Source organism: Devosia sp. Micro-HW1, from assembly GCF_056341075.1.
This window is the reverse complement of sequence record NZ_CP094375.1, coordinates 14,108-32,874: the sequence shown is the minus strand read 5'-3', so window position 1 is coordinate 32,874 and position 18,767 is coordinate 14,108. Positions and strand designations below refer to the sequence as shown.

Genomic DNA, 18,767 nt, shown 5'->3' with positions numbered 1-18,767 from the left:
CCCCGCTATTGCGCTGCCTGCACATCCTGCAGGGATGCGGGATCGTCCTCGGCCATGACCCGATTGCGGCCATTGGTCTTGGCGCGATAGAGGCGTGCGTCGGCCAGTTGCATCAGCTCACCCGTGGGCCTCTCGCCGCCATCGGCAGCCACGCCTATGCTCACGGTGACGCGCATGCCCGGGGTGAGCCGATCCCAATCGGCATTCCCGATGGCAAAGCGAATGCCCTCGCACATGGCGGCGGCCGTCGTCAGGGGCGCATCCGGGAACAGCAGGGCAAATTCCTCGCCACCCAGACGCGCCACATGGCCGTGTGAGCCGAGCTGCTCCACCATGATGCGGGCCATCTGCCGCAAGACGGCGTCGCCGATGATGTGAGTGTAACGGTCATTGACCTGCTTGAAGTGGTCGATGTCAACAATCGCCACGGCCAGCGGACTGCCGGCAAGCCGGTTGAGGATGTGATCGAAACTGCGCCGATTGGCGATGCCGGTCAGGGGATCGGACATGGCCATATCAGCCAGCTCGGCCATGCGCACGCGCAGGCGATCGGTCTCGCTGCGGATTTCGGCCACCCGGGCACGGCGCCGCACCCCCTCACCGGATTGCTGGACAAAGGCCTTGTGGTAGCGACGGTGCATCTCGAGCGCCGCTCGGGTATCGCCCAGGGCCTCGAAGGCGCGGCTCAGGATTTCGGCGGCATTGACCTGATGGTCGAGCTGCCCGGCCGCTTCGGCAAGGCAAAGCGACTCCTCGGCGGCCTTACGGGCCCGGTCATGATCGCCGGACGCGAGTTCAACAAGGGCCAGGGTATAGAGCTGATGGGTGCGCAGGCTTGCTTCCGGATTTCCGGGGACCGCCTCCCAGCGCTGCAGCAGCTGGCGGGCCTCGTCGATGCGGCCGACGGAACTGAGGAATTCGGCGGCATTGCAGAGAGCGACGCGCAGCGTCCAGAGGTCGCCGGCGCGGTCGGCAAGATCGACCGCCTCGAGTCCCCTCTCGATGGCATCTGCCATCTGGCTCTCGGCTTCTGCGACCATGTCGCGATGCCCCGCATTTCCCGCCAGCTTGGCGTGGGCGAAACTGAGGATGAGCGTATAAAAGGCGGCGGCGACCAGATTGCCGTCGTCGCGCGCCAGTTGCACCGCCCGGCCGATCTGCGGCAGGGCAAGCTCTGACTCCTGGCAGATGGACAGGACCAGCCCGTGGGCCGTCAGTGCAAAGGCAAGAATGCCTCTTTCATCCAGCTTTCTGGCCAACTCGAGACCCTCGACGGCCAGGTCATAGGCTTCATCCGACAGGCCGAGATCGAGAAAGACAAAGGCCTCGACGACGGTGGCGCGTGCCAATTCGTTCGGATTGTCGAGGCGGCGCCAAAGCGACTTGGCCCCCATGGCAAACTGGAGGGCCTTGTCGGGGTCACCCAGCTTGAACCGGGTCCAGGCCATCTCGCACAGGCAGGTGGCCATAAGCCTCGCATCGCCACCGGATTCCGCGGCGGCATAGACTGCGCTGAACAGAGCCTCGGCCTCGGCCAGATCGCCTCGCCGCAACAGACGCAAGGCCGCAGCCAACTGCCCCTCATCCTGTAAGTGCCCGAAATCCACCCGTTCCACCTCGCCAGATCCCCTTGTGCGACCCTATCTCAATTTGCGCCCTACGTCGTTACCGGATCAGGGTATTTTGCGGCGTCTGCCGAACAGAATACGGCGGACAGCGTTGCCGAGCCGGAAGAGAGCGTGTCGAAATCGGGTTCATCCGTTCGTTGTATCAGCAATGGGAGAAGACGAGATGAACAGTGCATGGACCGATGACGCCCTGACCCAGTTTGCGAACGAGGGGCCGCCCGCCTTGCCGCCGGGTGGGGAGAGGCTTGTTCGCGATGGGGTCGACATCTGGTTTGCCGATTTTGGCGACGGACCGGCCGTGGTGCTGCTGCATGGCGGCCTTGGAAATGCCGGCAATTTCGGTCACCAGGTCCCGGCCCTGATTGAGGCGGGCTACCGGGTACTGGTGATGGACAGCCGGGGCCAGGGCCGCAGCGGTTGGGATGGCACCCCATTCTCCTACGAGCAGTTTGCCGGGGACGTGGTCGCCATGCTCGATCATGCCGGCGTCGAGCGGGCAGCAATCGTGGGGTGGAGCGACGGGGCCTGTACCGGCCTGGCGCTGGCAAAAGCCCATCCGGAGCGGGTATCCGGCGTGTTCTTCTTTGCCTGCAATGTCGATGCGACTGGCAACTGGCCGTTCGAGATGAGCGACGTGATCGGCAACTGCCTGGTTCGGCACCAAAAGGATTATGCAGCCCTGTCCCCCGCTCCAGACGGGTTCGAGGCGATGAGCGCGGCCCTGCAGGTCATGCAGTCGAGCCTGCCCAACTACACGGCCGAAGACCTTGCCGATATTGGGGTACCGGTCCTCGTGGCGCAGGCAGAGCGCGACGAATTCATCCGCCCCGAGCATGCGCGCTACATCGCCCGGACCATTCCTGGCGCCCGGCTGGTTTCACTGGCTGAAGTCAGCCACTTTGCCCCGGTGCAAAGACCAAAGCTGTTCAACGCGGCTGTCCTGGATTTCCTCAGTTCCCTGGATTAAGGCTGCCCAGCTCGCGCTGACGACGCAGGAAATTCATGACGGCGGTGAAGCGATCGTGGAGTCGCGAAAAACGGTCAACGATCTCGTCAGGCGTCCCCGCTTCGATCAGGTCGACATGGAGGCTCTTGAGGGCGCCTTCCATGCTATCGGCTTCGTCGAGAAGCTGGATGATCTGTTCTTCCGAGAGACGAACGATGGTTGCCATGGACGTTCTCCTTCCCACTTGAGGCAAGTGGCAAGGAGGAGGAAGGTTCCCGGTGGACAGAGGTTTCGGCTCTGGGGTATGCCGCAGCCGTCGTTTCGAGGTCCATCATGCCACGCCATCACCTGTTTGAAGACATGCTCGCCATTGTGACCGGGGCGCTGCTGGTGTCGCTGGGGACGGTGCTCTATGGCAAGGCTATGCTGCTGACCGGCGGCACCGTCGGCATGGGACTGTTGCTGCAATTCGCCACCGGGCTGGGCTTTGGCATCACCTTCTTTGCCATCAACCTGCCCTTCTATCTGCTGGCCTGGCTGCGCATGGGCTGGCAATTCACGGCGCGGACGGCGCTGGCGGTGACGCTGGTCTCGGTGTTCAACTGGCTTTCGGCAGACCTCGTGCATGTGGACTTCATCAATCCGCTCTATGCGACGGTCATGGGCGGCGTATTGGCGGGAATTGGCCTACTGGTTCTGTTCCGCCACCGCACGGGCCTGGGCGGTACCAATATCCTGGCCCTCTACCTCCACGAAAAGCTCGGCTGGAAGACCGGCCATGTGCAGCTGGCCATCGATCTGGCCATCCTCGCCGCAGCGTTTTTCGTGCTTCCGGCGCAGAACCTGCTGCTCTCGGTGATCGGCGCAGTCATCGTCAACATGGTGCTGATGATCAACCACCGCACCGACCGCTATGTGGCGGTGAGCTGAGGGGCCCACCTGCCCTCACCGGAACCGGGGTGGCGCGTAGGCCCGGTTCGGCTGCACGTCGAAATTCCAGCGCCGCAAGATGTCATAGGCGTGCTTTAGCCTCGTTGTGAGGTCGGCCAGGTGCGCCTCATCGGTGGTGGGCCAGTCGGTGCCCGGAAGGCGCACATGAGCGGCGTTCTTCTTCCCCAGCAGAAGTTCGCGCGCAAATTCGGACTGATAGGCGCCGACACCGATATTGAGAACTTTCTCGTTGCTGCCGTGCCGGACGATGCCGCGCGGTTCGAGCCGGTGCAGGAGCCGGCCGATATACTGGCACTCATAGGCGCCGAGATACGGCGTATTGAGCGCCATCGAGGCTTCCACATCGGTGTGCGGAACCTCGAAGGCAAAGGCCATGGCCTGCTGCAGGCTGCGGAACTGCGCGCCATCGATGATGGGCACGTCGATAACAGGCATAAGGTTGCCGTCTGCCGGTGGGCGGGGCTCGCCGCGCTCGTCGCCGCGATTGCCCAGCGACACGATGTGCGGCAGGCGATCATCAGGCGGCTTGTCGCGATTGACGGCACCATCGGGCGCGACGGTGGCATTCATGGTGTCGTGCACGCAGTTGACGTGCAGCATCCGGGCGCTGTTGAAATCGGAGACAGTGACCTGGTCCATGTCCAGATCGTGCAGATGCGCGCATTTGGCCTCGAAGACCTGTTCGATCAACTGGTCGCGGATGCGGGCATAGGCTTTTGCGCCGCGCTCGCCGAGGTCAGTGATGACGGCCATCAGTTGCCGCCACGCCGCCTCGTCCGCCGGCTTGCGCAGGAAGGGCACGCCACTGAAGGAGATCGGCCTTATGGCGTCGACGCCATTGTAGGAGACCTTTTCTCCCCGCTGTTGCGCCTCCCATCGGCTGAAATAGTCGCGCAGGCTGGCCTCCGGATCCGCAGGCCAGTCCCGGTTGGGGTCGAAGAGGATGCGATGATGGGGGAATTCGACATAGACGACCTTCTCATCGATCTCGGCCCAGCGCTTGCAGAGGTCGCTGGTGGCATAATCTGAAAAGTCGAACTGCTTGCGCTGGGTGAGGCCGGGTTCGAGGAAGGGTTCCAGCTCGCGCGGCAAGGCCGCCGTGGCGTGGGGGCCGGTGAGGATCAGGTCGATGCGGCCGGCGACTTCGGCGAAGGGCACTTTGCCCTTGCCCTTGAAGAAGACGAGATCGTCAAAATCGAAGGCCTTGCCTGATGCAATCCAGACGAGACCGCCGGGCTGATCCTGTTCGAAGGGAGGGTGCAGGGTCATTTCTCAGCTCCATCCAAAGACCAGGCCGGCGATGACGAGGCCGCTGAGTACCGAGACCACGGCGGCGATCACCGTGGGGATGACGAAGGAGTGGTTGATGAGGAACTGGCCGATGTGCGTCGTGCCGGTGCGGTCAAACTGCACCGTGGCGATCTGGGAGCCGTTGATCGGGAAGAAGTAGATGCCGATCACGGCCAGCCACATGGCGACAAGGAATTGCGGCGGGATGCCAAGGGCTATGCCGATAGGGATGAGCGCCGCCGTGGTGCTGGACTGGCTGGTGGTCAGCGCGCCGACGACGAAGATGGCTACCGCGAACATGATCGGCGCTGTCTCGGCGGCATTGCCGAGGCCGGTGACGATAGTGTCCTGGTGCGCGGCGATGAAGGTATTGGCCAGCCAGGCCACGCCGAACAGCGCAACCATGGAGACCAGGCCGGAATCGAAAACCTTGCTCTCGGGGATTTTCCTGGGGTCGGCCTTGGCGAAGAGGATAATGGCCAGGGCAATGATGAGCATGATGATCTCGATCAGCGAGGTCATGTCCAGTCGCGCGGCATCTTCGCCCACGCCCACCATGGGCCGCAGGCCTTCGAACAGGCCGAACAAGATGATGAGCATGACACCGCCCAAGAAAATCATGGCGCTCTTTTTGGCGTTGGGGTCGAGCTCTTTTTCCTCGGCGACCGGTTCGGCCTGGGTGATTTCGCCAGCTGCCAGGCGCCGCTTGTATTCAGGATCGTCCACCATCGCCTTGCCCATGAAATTTGCGACCAGCGCCATGACGAAAATGGCAATGAGGGTGGCGGGAATGGCGATGATGAGGATCTGCGCGATGCTGAAGCCGGTGGGCTCCATTACCCCGACCATGACCGCCATGGCGGCGGAAACCGGGCTGGCGGTGATGGCCAGTTGCGAGGCGGTTGCCGAGACCGAAAGGGGCCGCTCGGGCCGGACCTTGTACTGGTAGGACACGTCCTCGATGACCGGCAGCAGCGAGAAATAGATATTGCCGGTGCCGGCACCCATGGTGAAAAGCGCCGAAATATAGGGGGCGATGAAGGTGATGCTCTGTGGCCGCCGCTGAATCAGGCGCCGGGCGACCTGCACAAGCCAGTCTATACCACCCGCGACCTGCATGGCGCCGGCAGCGCTGACGACGCAGAGAATGATGATCATGGCGGAAATGGGCTGATCGCCGGGGGGAACGCCCATGAAAGCCAGGACCAGCACGCCCAGGCCGCCCCACATGCCGATGGACATGCCGCCACTGCGGACACCCATGGCAATGGCGGCGATCACCACGGCCCCGTGAACGATGAGCAAAACACTTTCCGGCATGGCGAAAACTCCTTCGCGCAAGCGGCGCTGAACGTCGTCATCGCACTGGGAGCGCTATGACCACCGCGTCAGGTCGCAGAGTGTTATCGGAATAGTCAGGCACGCGAAAACACCGCTCCGCTGGATCAGCGGGACCGGTTGAAGACGAATAAAATAAGCCTGAAATCGCCATGCGGCGTGTTCAGCCAGTCTGGTCATCTTGCAACCCAGCCTGAACGCCGCGACACCCCAAACGCAGATTCGGTACATTGGTTGCGCGCCGAGAAGGATCGTCGACGGTTCGCGGAAGGTGAAGCGCGTGGCCGAGGGCGTCCAGGCCCGATCCAAAACCGCGCAGAACCGGACCAGCGCCATAGGCCAGGACGGGAGTATCTGATAGGATGGCCGCAAGTGGCCACAGGGCCGCTTCTGCCTCCCACCTCCGGTGAGGCGTGGACAATGTTAGGAAAGTTTTTGCAGGTTCAGGTACGCGACAACAATGTCGACCAAGCCCTAAGAGTTCTGAAGAAGCGCCTTCAGCGTGAAGGCGTGTTCCGGGAGATGAAACTCCGGAAATATTTCGAGAAACCATCGGAAGAGCGGGTCCGCCGCAAGGCGGAAGCCGTGCGCCGCAGCCGCAAGGCGGCCCGCAAGCAGGCGATCCGCGAGGGGTTGATTGCCGCCCCCAAGCGCATCGAGCGGACTGCAGGAGGGCGTCCGGGCGCCGCGCGGCAGGCCTAGACCCCGCGGCCAGGCCTCCGGGCCTGGCCGAGCGCCCCCATCTGCGCATGCAGACGTCGTATCTGCCGCGGCCCGAGGGTGGTCATGCCCACGCGCAGCAAGGCGCCCCGAAGGCTAACGGGGGGAGCGTGTTCCATAGCGAAGCGCACAGCCTTGGCAGCCGAGCCAAAATGGCGAGGGCCAAGCGCTCGCGCGGTAGCGGCATCGCTGCCCAGGAAAAGCTCCCCGGGCGCGGCCAGAAGTTCGGTATTCATCGTGATCTTTCTTCCGGCCGTCTGGCCGGTATCAATCAGCGCTCGCGGCGCTGGAGGGGGTAATCCGCCGCGTCGTAAAGCGCGCGGATCTGGTGGCCTTCAAGGCGTGTGTCACCGCTTTCCACGGCCATCCCGCGCAAGGCAGCGCCGGGAAGTTCCTCGATGGCGAAGCGGATTGCCTCGGCGGTGGTGTGAAATCGCATATAGCGAGAGTTGCGCAGGCGGAAAGTCGCAACGCTGACATAGAGCTCAGCCGGCTCTGCCCAGTCGATGTTGGCGTTCACCGCTTGCTGATGGCGATGCTGAAAACGCTGTCGCGTTCCGAGAACACTGTCTTGAGGGCGGTACTGGGCGACAAATCCGCCTCCTCGACCACGCGCTCATTGCCCTCGCCCAACGACTTGACCCGATAGAGCACGGGGCCCTTCTCGTGCGGCAGGCAGACCATCACTTCACAGGGACCGGCAGGCCGGTTGCTGTGGCGCGGAGCCGAACGCAGGTCCAGCATCTGCCCAACCTTATAACGGTGCATCATTGAGCACTCCCTGGCTCGGGGGAGGCGCCCGCAGGCGCCTCCGGAAACCGGCTCAGGCCAGTGCGATATTGACGGCGGACTCGCGACCGTCGCGGCTGTTCTCAAGCTCGTAAGTGACCTTCTGGCCGTCGGCCAGGGTCGACAGGCCAGCACGCTCGATGGCCGACACATGGACGAAAGCGTCCTTGCCGCCGGTATCCGGGGTGATGAAGCCGAAGCCCTTGGTGGAGTTGTAGAATTTAACGGTGCCGTTGATCATGGTGGCGTCCTTATGAAAAGGCTCGAAGCGAAGCAAACGAGCAAGGTCCCCTGCGCAGCATGCGTCAGAGGTCTAAAACGTTCGCAGTTCGGAAGGAAAGCCAATCAACCGGCTAGCCGGGATGGTCAGGTCGCCAACAGTGGCAGAAAACGTATGAGGGCATCATCTGCGCATGCAGGGAGAAAGTCAACCCGGCTGGCGGACCGGGCCCCTATTCCGGCTTCCAGCTCGAGGAAGCCTCGCGCTTCAACGGGCCCATCCGGGTGATGTCGTCGCCGCGGCGCATGGAGATGTTCATGCGGAAGGAATTGCCGATGCGTTCGGAACGCTCGATGAACAGGGCGGCGACGGCGGGCGGGCAGAGTTCGTCGACGGTTTCGCGGAAGAGGCGCAGCCAGCGCATGAAATGGGCATCGCCCAGTTCGGGAATGGCCATGTGCTTTGGCATTGGACGGCCGTTGTAGCGGCCGGAGCCGAGCAGCATGGAACTCCAGAAATCGGCGATCTTGCTGAGGTGATCGGGCCATTCCTCGGCGGGAATGACGGAATTGAAGACCGGGCCGATGACGTCGTCGCGGCGGGCACGGGCGTAGAATTCGTCGACCACTGATCGGATCATGGCCTCGTCGAGACCTTCGGGCACTTCCCAACCAATACGGTGGAGCTGGGTGCCCACGGGTGGGCGATCAGACGACATTGGCATTGGCCTTGATAGTGTAGGAGCAGCGCCGCCCGCCCGAGACGATGTGCTCAGTGCGCTCGACCTGCACTTCTTCACCTAGAACGGAGCGGAAGACTTCGAGTTCGGCCCGGCAGAAGCCCTGACAGGCCGTGGCGGCAGCGCAGATGGGACAGTGATTTTCAACGAGCAGGAGCGAGCCATCGGGCTGCTCGGTCCAGGCGGCCATGTAACCTTCCTGGCTGCGCAGATCGGCCAGTGCAGCGACCCGGGATTTCAGATCCGGCGCCCCGTCCATGGCTGCGTGGTAGCTGGCGGTAGTGTCCGCCTCGCGCACGGCAATGATGGTATCGAGCGCCGCGCCGCCTAGATGGTTGCCGATGATGTCGAGTAGCTGCACGGTCAGCGCCGCATGCGTGTCGGGAAAACGCGACTGGGCGGCGGGCGTGAGGCTCCAGAGCTGGGTCGGGCGACCGACGCCAGCCGACAGGCTGCGCGCCTCCACCAGCCCCTCTTCGGCCAGCCGCAGGAGCTGCTGGCGGGCGGCCTCACTGGTCGTGCCGAGCTTGTCGCCCAGCACGGCTGCGGACAGCGAACCCTGCATCTTGAGCGCCATGAGAATCCGCTCGCCAGGGTTGCGCGGCGACCAGGACGTATTTTCCAAGCCTGAGCTTGACATATCTTCTGAAAGGGTTTTCAAAGCCATTGCTTGGAAATTAACCCGCCCTGCACAAAGTTGCAAGCCGGTGCCGAAAGGACAATCTGATGACCTTCACGCTCCCCGCCCTCGACTATGCCGTTTCCGCCCTCGCCGAACGCGGCATGAGCCAGGAAACGCTCGAACTGCACCATGGCAAGCACCACCAGGCCTATGTGACGGCACTCAACGGTTTTGTCGAAAAGAACCCGGACCTGCAGGGCAAGTCGCTCGAAGAGATCGTGACCTTTGCCAATGGCAAGACGGACCTGGCACCGGTGTTCAACAATGCCGGCCAGCACTGGAACCACATCCACTTCTGGAATGCGCTGAGCCCCAATGGCGGCAAGCTGGGTGGCAAGCTCGAAGCCAAGATCGTCGAGGATTTCGGCTCTGTCGACGCCTTCAAGGAGAGCTTCAAGACAGCTGCCACGACGCAGTTCGGTTCGGGCTGGGCCTGGCTGGTGCAGGGCGCCGACGGCAAGCTCAAGACCACCAAGACCCCGAACGGCTCGAACCCGCTGGCGACTGGCGAAGGCAAGGTGCTGCTCGGCCTCGATGTGTGGGAGCACTCCTACTATGTCGACTTCCGCAATCGCCGGCCGGACTATGTGAGCAACTTCCTCGACAAGCTGGCGAACTACGAGTTTGCGGAAGCGAATCTGGGGTAAGGCCCCCTCACCCGTCTCGGCCTTTGGCCGATCCACCCTCTCCCACAAGGGGAGAGGGGCGACCCTGTGGCCGTGACGCACTCCCCTTCTCCCCTTGTGGGAGAAGGTGCCCGCAGGGCGGATGAGGGGTGTTGCACTTGCTCATTGCGCGACAAACACTATGACTATCCCCATGCCCGACTTCGACTTGCCCGACAGCATGGCCCTGCGGCCGCTTCGACGCCCTACCGTCAGCGATACGGAATTCCGTGCCGCCATGTCCGGACTGGCGTCGAGCGTTCATGTCGTGACGTCCAGGCGCGGCGACGAACGCGTGGGCCGCACGGCGACCTCGGTGCTGTCGCTGTCGGCGCAGCCACCGGCCATTCTCGTCTCCATCGACATCGTAAGCCGCCTCGCCGATGTGATTGCCCGCACGGGCGCATTTTCGCTCGCCATGCTGTCCAATACGCAAAGCGACGTAGCCGACGCCTTTGCCGGGCGCGTAGAGGCCGAATTGCGCTTCGGCGTAGGCTCATGGGGCCAGTGGCCCTCCGGGCAGCCGCATCTGCAGGGCGCCGTGACAGCCTTGGATTGCGAAGTGATCGGGGCGATGGAAACCGGCTCGCACGTGCTGTTTGCCGGCGCCATCGTGGAGGCCGAGACCGATTCCAGCCTCAGCCCGCTCCTGTGGCACCGGCATGGCTACCGTGACCTCAATGGGGTCGACTGAGACGCAAAGCGGTGACAGACTTGTTGCGATTCAGGCGCTTGCAACAGTTCGCCGCCTGATGCGTTGACCCGCACCACCGGGGACTGTCTCGTGCCGCGCTACTATTTCCACTACCGCACCGAATCCGCCCTGATCCGCGACGAAGCGGGCAGCGAACACGCCAATCTGGAGGCCGCCGAGCAGTCCGCCGCCGAAATGGGTCGCGCCATCATCGAGAAAATCGCGGGCGAAGGCGGCGAAATGGACGAGCCGCGATCGATTGAGATTACCGACGCCAGCGGCGAGGATCTACTCTATGTCGTGTTCTGGGCAGGGCCACAGATCGGCGAGGATGGCGGTGGCCCGATCACGCCGGCCACCGTGCATTGATTCCGAAAGACCGGATACAGCTTTGATTTTGAAACAAAAATGGCGACCTGAAGGTCGCCATTTTTGTTGAAGTCCGATCAGACCAGATGGATCAGAAATTGAAACCCACCAGCACGGTGACGGCGAAGCCGACAAACAGGGCTGCGGCAAGCGCCGCGTATGACACGTAGTGAGACAGCTTGGGCATCAGTGCACCTTGTTCAAACTGCCTTTAACACTACCAGATCGATAGGGTTTAACAAGTCGTAAACCTATTGCGCAGAGGGCCAAGCAGGAAACGCTTTGCCCAAATGTGACCATATTGTGAAATCGGCTGCTCCGCCCTGCCCCGGATTTACGGCGCTTCAGGACCCGGAGGCGGTGCAGACAGTGTCATCTGCACAGCCTAAGGTAGTGCTGCGAGTCACGGGGGAAGCACATGACCAATATGGTCGAAGCGCAGGTTCTTGAACGAGCTCGGCTGCGGGCCGGCGAGGATGCGAGCCTGAGGGTCATGCTCGAAAGCGCCATTGCCGCAATCGACCCGGACGACCTGGCGCGACAAAATCCGGACAGGCTGATCGACGCGCTGGTGACCAGCCACGAACGGTTGCTGGCCGGGCCGGTGGAATCCACCCGCGTGCTGGCGACGCGTCCCAGCGCTCCGGGCGAGCCACTGGTGCTCGACATTATCTCCCCGGACATGCCGTTCATCGTCGACAGCGCGCTGGCGGCGCTGCGCTCCATGGGTGGCGCCATCCGGCTCTTCGCCCATCCGGTGCTGCGGGTTTCCCGGGGCAAGGTGGCGAGCGAGGGCGCGCCGGTGAGCGTACTGCATATCCAGTCCGACCCGGTTTCCGACGTGGATGCGCTGGTGCACGAACTGGAGGCGACCCTGCGCGACGTGGCCCATGCGGTGGCCGACTGGCAGCCCATGCTGGAGCGCGTGCAGCGCGCCATGACGGGCCTGGCCGTGCTGAAGCCCGCCCAGCGCGACGAGGCCGACCGGTTCGTAGAATGGCTGACCGAGCACAATTTCACCTTCCTCGGCGTGCGCGAATACCGGCTTGAGGCGCATGAACTGGTACCGGTCGAGGGCAGCGGGCTCGGCATTTTGCGCGACCCCGGCCTCAAAGTGTTGCGCAGCGGTGCCCACTATGTAGACAGTACACCCGAGCTGGTGGCCTTCCTGGAAGGATCCGACCCGGTGCTGGTGACCAAGGCCAATGTGCGCGCAAGGGTGCATCGGCGCGCGCATATGGATTATGTGGGCATCAAGCTGTTTGACGCCGAGGGCACAGCTTGCGGGGAGTTGCGGGTGGTCGGGCTCTACACCGCCCAGGCTCTGGCGACCCCGCATACGGAAGTGCCGCTGATCCGCCGCAAGATCGCCCAGGTCATGCACCAGTCAGGGGTCGATCCGCTGGGGCATGCCGGGCGGACACTGCTCGGCGCACTCGACAGCTATCCGCGTGACGAGCTGTTCCAGATCGACACCAGGCAGCTGGCCGAATTCGCCGAAGCCATAGCCGGGCTCTATGACCGGCCGCGGGTGCGGGTCCTGCCGCGCATCGACCGCTTCGACAATTTCGTCTCCATCCTCGTCTATGTGCCGCGCGACCGCTATGACGGCGCCGTGCGGGCGCGGATCACCCGCTACCTTGCCGAGCTCTATGACGGACGCGTGTCGGCCTATTACCCGCACTTCCCCGAAGGCGAGCTGGTGCGGCTGCATGTCATCATCGGGCGCAATGGCGGGGTGACGCCCCGGCCGGAACGGCGGGCGCTGGAAGCGGGCGTCGAAGCGCTGACGCATGATTTCTCGGACATGCTGATGGCGGCGGCACCCGAACCGGGGGCGATCAGCGACTGGAAGCAGGCCTTTTCAGGGGCTTATCAGAGCCGCAATGGCGCCGAGGATGCGCTGCGCGACATTGGCGTGTTCGAAAAGCTGGGCGAAGACGGCATTGCCATCCGGCTCGTCACCCGCAATGGCACCGACGGTGCGCTGGGACTGAAATTCTACCATGAAGGCACCGCCATTCCGCTCAGCGACCGTGTGCCCATGCTGGAGCATTTCGGCTTCCGGGTGATCGACGAGCGCACCTATACGATCGTGCCGCGCGACGGGGTGGAACGGTATCTCCATGACATGGTGGTGGAGCTGGGCGACGACGCGGCGGTCGATGTCATGGCGCGGGCGCCTGGCATCGAAGCCGGGCTGCTGGCCGTGTGGGCCGGCGCGGCGGAGAGCGACCAGCTCAATGCGCTGGTGACGCTGGCCGGGCTCGACTGGAGCGACGCCGCATTGCTGCGCGCGCTATCGCGCTACCTGAGGCAGGTCGGCACGTCCTATTCGCAGCGCTATGTCGCGCAGGTGATGGTGAGCCAGAGCGCTGCCGCCAAGGGGCTGGTGCAGCTGTTTGCAGCGCTGCACGACCCGCAAGAAGCCGACCATGACGGGGCGGCGGAGAAAGCCCGCGCGGCCATTGCGGCCGAACTCGAGCAGATTTCCTCGCTCGACGAGGATACGATCGTCCGGCGCTTCCAGAACCTCATCGAAGCCTCGCTGCGCACCAATGCCTTTCAGCGCGGACCGGGCGGGGAACGCCGCCCGGCCCTCGCCATCAAGTTCGACAGTTCGAAGGTCGAGGGCATGGCCGCTCCCCGGCCCTACCGCGAAATTTCGGTCTATTCGCCGCGCGTCGAGGGCGTGCATCTGCGCTTCGGCGCCATTGCCCGCGGCGGCCTGCGCTGGTCGGACCGGCCAGAGGATTTCCGCACCGAAGTGCTGGGGCTGGTCAAGGCGCAGCAGGTGAAGAACGCCGTCATCGTGCCTGTGGGCGCCAAGGGCGGATTCGTGCCCAAGCGCCTCACGGCGGGCATGGCGCGCGATGCCTATATGGCCGAGGGCACCGAGAGCTACCGAATTTTCATCGGCACGCTGCTCGATGTGACCGACAATCTGGTCGAGGGCGCGGTGGTGCCGCCCGACAATGTAGTGCGGCGCGACGGTGACGACCCCTATCTGGTCGTGGCCGCCGACAAGGGTACGGCGAGCTTTTCGGACATCGCCAACGGCATTGCGACGAGCCGGGGCTTCTGGCTGGGCGATGCCTTCGCCTCGGGCGGTTCGGCCGGCTACGACCACAAGAAGATGGGGATTACCGCACGCGGCGGCTGGGAGGCAGTGAAGCGGCATTTCCGCGAGATCGACCGCGATATCCAGCGCGAGGCCTTCACCGTGGCCGGTGTGGGCGACATGAGCGGTGACGTATTCGGCAATGGCATTCTGCTGTCGCGCGAAATCCGGCTGGTGGCCGCCTTCGACCACCGCGATATCTTCATCGACCCCAATCCGGATGCCGCTGCGGGCTTTGCCGAAAGGCAGCGGCTGTTCGCGCTGCCGCGATCGAGCTGGCAGGACTATCACAAGAGCCTGATCTCTGCCGGTGGCGGGGTGTTTTCGCGGTCGCTCAAATCCATCCCGCTCAGCGCGGAAATGCAGGCCCTGCTTGGCCTCAATGGGCCTTCGGCAACGCCGAACGAGGTGATGAAGGCGATCCTCTCAGCGCCGGTGGACCTGCTGTGGTTCGGCGGCATCGGCACCTATATCAAGGCCGCCGACGAGGAAGATGCCAAGGTCGGTGACCGCGCCAATGACGCTATCCGCGTCACCGCAGACCAGGTGCGCGCCAAGGTGGTGGGCGAAGGCGCCAATCTCGGCGTCACCCAGCGCGGGCGCGTGGCCTATGCCCTCAAGGGCGGGCGGATCAATACCGATGCCATCGACAATTCAGCCGGCGTCAATTCCTCGGACCTCGAGGTCAATATCAAGATCGCGCTGGCGCCCGTGGTGGCGTCGGGGCAACTGGACATGGGCAGGCGCAATGCCTTCCTGGCTTCGATGACCGACGAAGTCGCGGCCCTCTGCCTCAGAAACAACTACCTGCAGACGCTGGCCATTTCCCTGGCCGAGCGCGCAGGCGTGGCCGAACTGCCCGACCATCGGGTGCTGATCGAGGGGCTGGAAGAGCGGGGCCGGCTCAATCGGGCCGTGGAATTCCTGCCCACAGACGCGGTGCTCGACGCGCGCGCGGCCGAGGGCAAGGGGCTGACGCGGCCGGAACTGGCGGTCATCCTCGCCTATGCCAAGCTGACGCTGTTTGATGACCTCATGGCCGGCACGGCGATCGACGAGCCTTATCTGGCGGGTGAACTGTTCCGCTATTTCCCGGAACGATTGCACCAGACCTATTCGGCCGCCGTGGAAGGCCACCGGCTCAAGCGCGAGGTGATCGCTACCGTTCTCGCCAATGCGATGATCAATCGCGGCGGTCCGGCCTTCGTGTCGGAACTGACGGCGGCGACCAGCGCCAGTGCCGGGGAAGTGGCGCTGGCCTATGCCGCCGTGCGCGATACTTATGGGCTGAGCCCGCTCAATACTGCCATTGACGGGCTCGACGGCAAGATACCGGGCGCCGTGCAACTGGCGCTCTACGCCCAGGTGGAGGCGCTGTTGCGGCAGGAAGTCCTGTGGTTCCTGCGCAATGGGTCGGTGACCGAAGGGCTTTCGGCTCTTGTCGAGCGGCACCGTCTCGGGGTCCAGCGGCTGGCGGAAACCAAGGGCCTGCTGCCGGAAGCGCAGGGCGACGAACTGGCCCGGCGCGTTGCGACGCTGATCGGCCATGGCGTGCCCGCCGACCTGTCGCAGAGGATCGGCGAATTGCCTTTCCTCAGCCATGCCAGCGACGTGGTTCTGGTGAGCGAGCGCTCGGGCGTCGATGTGGTCGAAGCGGCGCGGGCCTTCTTCGGGGTGGCGGGTCTGTTCGACCTCTTCCGGATCATCGAGGATGGGCGTGCCATCGTACTCGGTGACCGGTTCGACCGCATGGCGCTGGACCGGGCACTGGCCAACCTGATGCGCGCCCTGCGTGACCTGACGGCGGACGTACTGGCCGCCGGGTCGGTGGAAGAATTCCAGCGCAGAAGCCCGGTGGCGGTCGCGCGGACCGTGGACGCGGTCAAGGAGCTCACCGAGGGGGGGATCACGGTATCGCGGCTCAGCGTGGCGGCGGGGTTGCTGGCGGATCTGGCAAGGGAATAGGCCGCGTCGGGCCGCCGGCGGACCCAACACGTCCCGAACACTGCGCCGCCCTCGGGTCAGGCCCGAGGGCGGAACGGTGGGAAATTGGTGCACCGGCGTACACGCCGCGACAACCGCCCTCACCCGAAAGTCTGCCTTGTATGGTTGATCCGGTTGGGGCTTTTGGGGGTCAGCAATGGAGACCTTCGCATGATCGACCTTGGCCAGTGGCTGACGACGCAAACTGATGACAGGGACCTGGCCGGCGCCGTGGTGTCGATGGCGGCCGCCGGGGTGGACATCGCCGCTGCGCTACGCCTGGCGCCGATTGCCGGGCAGACCGGGCTGGCCGGATCGGAAAACGTGCAGGGCGAGGCGCAGAAGGCGCTCGACGTGATCTCGAACGACATTGTTTTGAATCACTTGCGGCAAAATCCGGCGATTTCGATTCTGATCTCGGAAGAGCTGGATGAAGCGGTTGATCTATCGAGTCAGGGGCGGTTCAACGTCGCCACCGATCCGCTGGATGGGTCTTCAAACCTCGACGTAAATGTCACCGTGGGCACGATTTTTTCCGTTCTGAATGCCGAAGGGGGGCTTCTACAAAAGGGCACGGCACAGCTCGCCGCCGGCTATGTGGCCTATGGACCGGCAACGAGCCTTGTCGTGCGCATTGCGGGTGACACAAGCGTCTTCACGCTCGATGACGAGGGCGTCTGGCGGCAGACGGTGGCCGCGGCCGAAGTGCCCGCAGCCAGCGGCGAATTCGCCATCAATACGGCGCGCGAACGCTTCTGGGATGAGGCAACCACGGGTTACGTGAAAGACAGCGTCGCGGGCGAAACCGGACCGGCCGGCAAGCGCTACAACATGCGCTGGGTGGGCTCGATGGTGGCGGATATTCACCGCATCCTGATGCGCGGCGGGATTTTCCTCTATCCGCTCGACAGCGAAACGGTGACCAAGGGCGGAAGGCTGAGGCTGCTCTATGAGGCCAACCCGATGGCCTGGCTGATCGAGGGCGCGGGCGGGAAGTCCACAACAGGCAGGCAGGGCATTCTCGATGTCGACCCCACCGACATTCACCAGCGCGTGCCTGTCATCCTCGGGTCGGCGGAAGAGGTGAAGCGGGTGGAGGAGTGGTACGCGAAGGGGTAGCCGCCTGCTACCGCCACGACCTTTGTTCATCGTCATTGCCCGGCTTGACCGGGCAATCCAGTTCGCGGCGCCATGGACCACCCGGACAAGCCGGGTGGTGACGGTGTGGATGTCATCGCGTCCCACTCGCAGCGCATTTGCAACGTTGCCGTGCTTTCGCTAAAACCCCTGCCGAGACAGACCGGCGAGGGTTTTGCCGGATGGGAGCCAGCATGACCAACGACGCCAATCGCCTGCCCGTGACCAATTGGGGGGCCTGGCAGCAGCGCCCGTTTCATCGCCAGTATCTGATGAGCCAGGCGAGCCGGCTGTTCGATTTCTTCGAGGCCGCGTCGATCAATGCCAAGGGCGGCTTTTTTGAACTGAGCGACGAGGGCCAGCCGCTGTCGCCGGACAATGGCCTGAGGCAGATCCACGTCACCTGCCGCCTGATCCATTGCGCCACGATCGGGAGCCTGCTCGGGCGCCCGGGCTCGGACGAGATCGTCGACCATGGCATGACCTATCTGTGGGAAAAGCACCGCGACCAGCGCCATGGGGGCTATGTCTGGTCGCTCGATGACAATGGCTATGTCGATGCCAGCAAGCAGGCCTATGGTCACGCCTTCGTGCTGCTGGCGGCGTCCAGCGCCAAGCTGCTCGGCCATCCGCTGGCCGACACGGTGCTGGCCGATGTGTCGGAGGTGATCGAAAAGCGCTTCTGGGACAACAAGGTCGGCGCGGTGCGCGAGGAGTTTGGCAATGACTGGAGCCAGATCAGCACCTATCGCGGCCAGAATTCCAACATGCACCTCACCGAGGCGCTGATGGCCGCCTATGAGGCGACCGGCCAGAACGACTATCTGAGAAAGGCAACGCGGATCGCGGACCTGATCATCCACCGCAATGCCGCGCGGCTCGACTATCGCGTCGCCGAGCATTTCCACGAAGACTGGAGCCTCGACAAGGATTATCTCGGTTCGGAAATGTTCCGCCCCTCCGGCACCACACCGGGCCATGCGCTTGAATGGTCGCGCTTGCTGTTCCAGCTCTTCGTGCTTGGCCGCAAGGAACATAGCTGGATGACCGAGGGTGCGCGCGGCCTGTTCCGCCAGGCCGTGGAGCTGGGCTGGGACAAGCAGAATGGCGGGTTCTACTATACGCTCGACTGGAACAATCAGCCGATCATGCGCGAAAAACTGTGGTGGCCAGTTGCCGAAGCCATCGGCGCGGCGGCCTATATCGGCGGCAACGATCACGATGACTTCTACCAGATCTGGTACCGCAAGCTGTGGGACTTTGCCGAGAACCACCTGATCGACCACGAGCGCGGCGGCTGGCACAGCGAACTCACCGAACAGCTGGTGCCAACCTCGCGGCTGTTCGTGGGCAAGCCGGACCTCTACCATGCGCTGCAGGCCTGCCTGATCCCGCTTTACCCGGCCGATGGCAGTCTCACCTATTCCATCATCCAGACCGATCACCCCAAGCGGCACTAGCGGCTCTAATTGACGACAACCAATGCCCGTGCTCC

General features: G+C 63.8%; 18 protein-coding genes. 9 read left to right on the top strand and 9 right to left on the bottom strand.

The features are described 5' to 3' along the window. Positions 1-5 precede the first annotated feature (5 nt). Positions 6-1,574 (bottom strand): GGDEF domain-containing protein, encoded by a 1,569-nt coding sequence (locus MQW79_RS00150; protein WP_476586102.1) that lies wholly within the window; start codon positions 1,572-1,574, stop codon positions 6-8. A 217-nt stretch (positions 1,575-1,791) separates the two neighbouring features. On the opposite strand from MQW79_RS00150, the gene MQW79_RS00145 reads away from it, so the two are divergent. Continuing rightward, positions 1,792-2,595, top strand: coding sequence for an alpha/beta fold hydrolase (locus tag MQW79_RS00145; RefSeq protein WP_476586101.1), 804 nt, complete (start codon positions 1,792-1,794; stop codon positions 2,593-2,595). On the opposite strand, the gene MQW79_RS00140 is transcribed toward MQW79_RS00145, so the two are convergent. After that, the gene (locus tag MQW79_RS00140; protein ID WP_476586099.1) at positions 2,579-2,800 is read right to left on the bottom strand and encodes a hypothetical protein; all 222 of its coding nucleotides are present in this window, start codon (positions 2,798-2,800) and stop codon (positions 2,579-2,581) included. The two genes, MQW79_RS00145 and MQW79_RS00140, sit on opposite strands and share 17 nt — an antisense overlap. 107 nt (positions 2,801-2,907) lie before the next feature. On the opposite strand from MQW79_RS00140, the gene MQW79_RS00135 reads away from it, so the two are divergent. After that, complete coding sequence (locus MQW79_RS00135; RefSeq protein ID WP_476586098.1) at positions 2,908-3,504, top strand: YitT family protein; 597 nt, start codon at positions 2,908-2,910, stop codon at positions 3,502-3,504. A gap of 15 nt (positions 3,505-3,519) precedes the next feature. On the opposite strand, the gene MQW79_RS00130 is transcribed toward MQW79_RS00135, so the two are convergent. Beyond that, positions 3,520-4,794 carry a hypothetical protein gene (locus MQW79_RS00130; RefSeq protein WP_476586097.1) on the bottom strand — a complete coding sequence of 425 codons (1,275 nt, stop codon included), beginning with the start codon at positions 4,792-4,794 and terminating at the stop codon, positions 3,520-3,522. A 3-nt stretch (positions 4,795-4,797) separates the two neighbouring features. Continuing rightward, a complete protein-coding gene (locus MQW79_RS00125; RefSeq protein ID WP_476586095.1) occupies positions 4,798-6,135 on the bottom strand; it encodes an anaerobic C4-dicarboxylate transporter family protein in 1,338 nt (445 codons plus the stop codon). 453 nt (positions 6,136-6,588) lie between these two features. On the opposite strand from MQW79_RS00125, the gene rpsU reads away from it, so the two are divergent. Further along, positions 6,589-6,855, top strand: coding sequence for a 30S ribosomal protein S21 (gene rpsU, locus MQW79_RS00120; protein ID WP_476586094.1), 267 nt, complete (start codon positions 6,589-6,591; stop codon positions 6,853-6,855). A gap of 289 nt (positions 6,856-7,144) precedes the next feature. On the opposite strand, the gene MQW79_RS00115 is transcribed toward rpsU, so the two are convergent. The 5 genes from MQW79_RS00115 to MQW79_RS00095 all read right to left on the bottom strand — a co-directional run bounded on the left by MQW79_RS00115 (position 7,145) and on the right by MQW79_RS00095 (position 9,261). Beyond that, complete coding sequence (locus MQW79_RS00115) at positions 7,145-7,393, bottom strand: hypothetical protein (protein ID WP_476586093.1); 249 nt, start codon at positions 7,391-7,393, stop codon at positions 7,145-7,147. Beyond that, positions 7,390-7,644 carry a hypothetical protein gene (locus MQW79_RS00110; RefSeq protein WP_476586092.1) on the bottom strand — a complete coding sequence of 85 codons (255 nt, stop codon included), beginning with the start codon at positions 7,642-7,644 and terminating at the stop codon, positions 7,390-7,392. The genes MQW79_RS00115 and MQW79_RS00110 overlap by 4 nt, the downstream gene beginning before the upstream one ends. Positions 7,645-7,696: 52 nt before the next feature. Continuing rightward, complete coding sequence (locus tag MQW79_RS00105) at positions 7,697-7,903, bottom strand: cold-shock protein (RefSeq protein WP_476586091.1); 207 nt, start codon at positions 7,901-7,903, stop codon at positions 7,697-7,699. Between the two features lie 211 nt (positions 7,904-8,114). Continuing rightward, positions 8,115-8,600, bottom strand: a complete 486-nt coding sequence (locus MQW79_RS00100; protein ID WP_476586090.1) for a group III truncated hemoglobin — start codon at positions 8,598-8,600, stop codon at positions 8,115-8,117. Then, a complete protein-coding gene (locus MQW79_RS00095) occupies positions 8,590-9,261 on the bottom strand; it encodes a helix-turn-helix transcriptional regulator (protein WP_476586089.1) in 672 nt (223 codons plus the stop codon). The genes MQW79_RS00100 and MQW79_RS00095 overlap by 11 nt, the downstream gene beginning before the upstream one ends. A gap of 86 nt (positions 9,262-9,347) precedes the next feature. Between MQW79_RS00095 and MQW79_RS00090 the strand changes: the two genes are divergently transcribed. From MQW79_RS00090 to MQW79_RS00065, 6 genes are all read left to right on the top strand, one after another. Continuing rightward, positions 9,348-9,950 carry a superoxide dismutase gene (locus tag MQW79_RS00090; protein ID WP_476586087.1) on the top strand — a complete coding sequence of 201 codons (603 nt, stop codon included), beginning with the start codon at positions 9,348-9,350 and terminating at the stop codon, positions 9,948-9,950. 172 nt (positions 9,951-10,122) lie between these two features. Then, a complete protein-coding gene (locus MQW79_RS00085) occupies positions 10,123-10,662 on the top strand; it encodes a flavin reductase family protein (RefSeq protein WP_476586086.1) in 540 nt (179 codons plus the stop codon). Positions 10,663-10,725: 63 nt separating this feature from the next. Beyond that, positions 10,726-11,031, top strand: a complete 306-nt coding sequence (locus MQW79_RS00080; RefSeq protein WP_476586085.1) for a DUF6894 family protein — start codon at positions 10,726-10,728, stop codon at positions 11,029-11,031. Between the two features lie 418 nt (positions 11,032-11,449). Further along, entirely contained in the window at positions 11,450-16,117 is a 4,668-nt protein-coding gene (locus MQW79_RS00075; protein WP_476586084.1) for an NAD-glutamate dehydrogenase, read from the top strand. A 189-nt stretch (positions 16,118-16,306) separates the two neighbouring features. Further along, positions 16,307-17,254: a class 1 fructose-bisphosphatase gene (locus MQW79_RS00070; protein ID WP_476586083.1), complete on the top strand. Its 948-nt coding sequence runs from the start codon at positions 16,307-16,309 to the stop codon at positions 17,252-17,254. Between the two features lie 212 nt (positions 17,255-17,466). Then, on the top strand, positions 17,467-18,732 hold the full coding sequence (locus MQW79_RS00065; protein ID WP_476586081.1) for an AGE family epimerase/isomerase: 1,266 nt from the start codon (positions 17,467-17,469) through the stop codon (positions 18,730-18,732). Positions 18,733-18,767 lie beyond the last annotated feature (35 nt).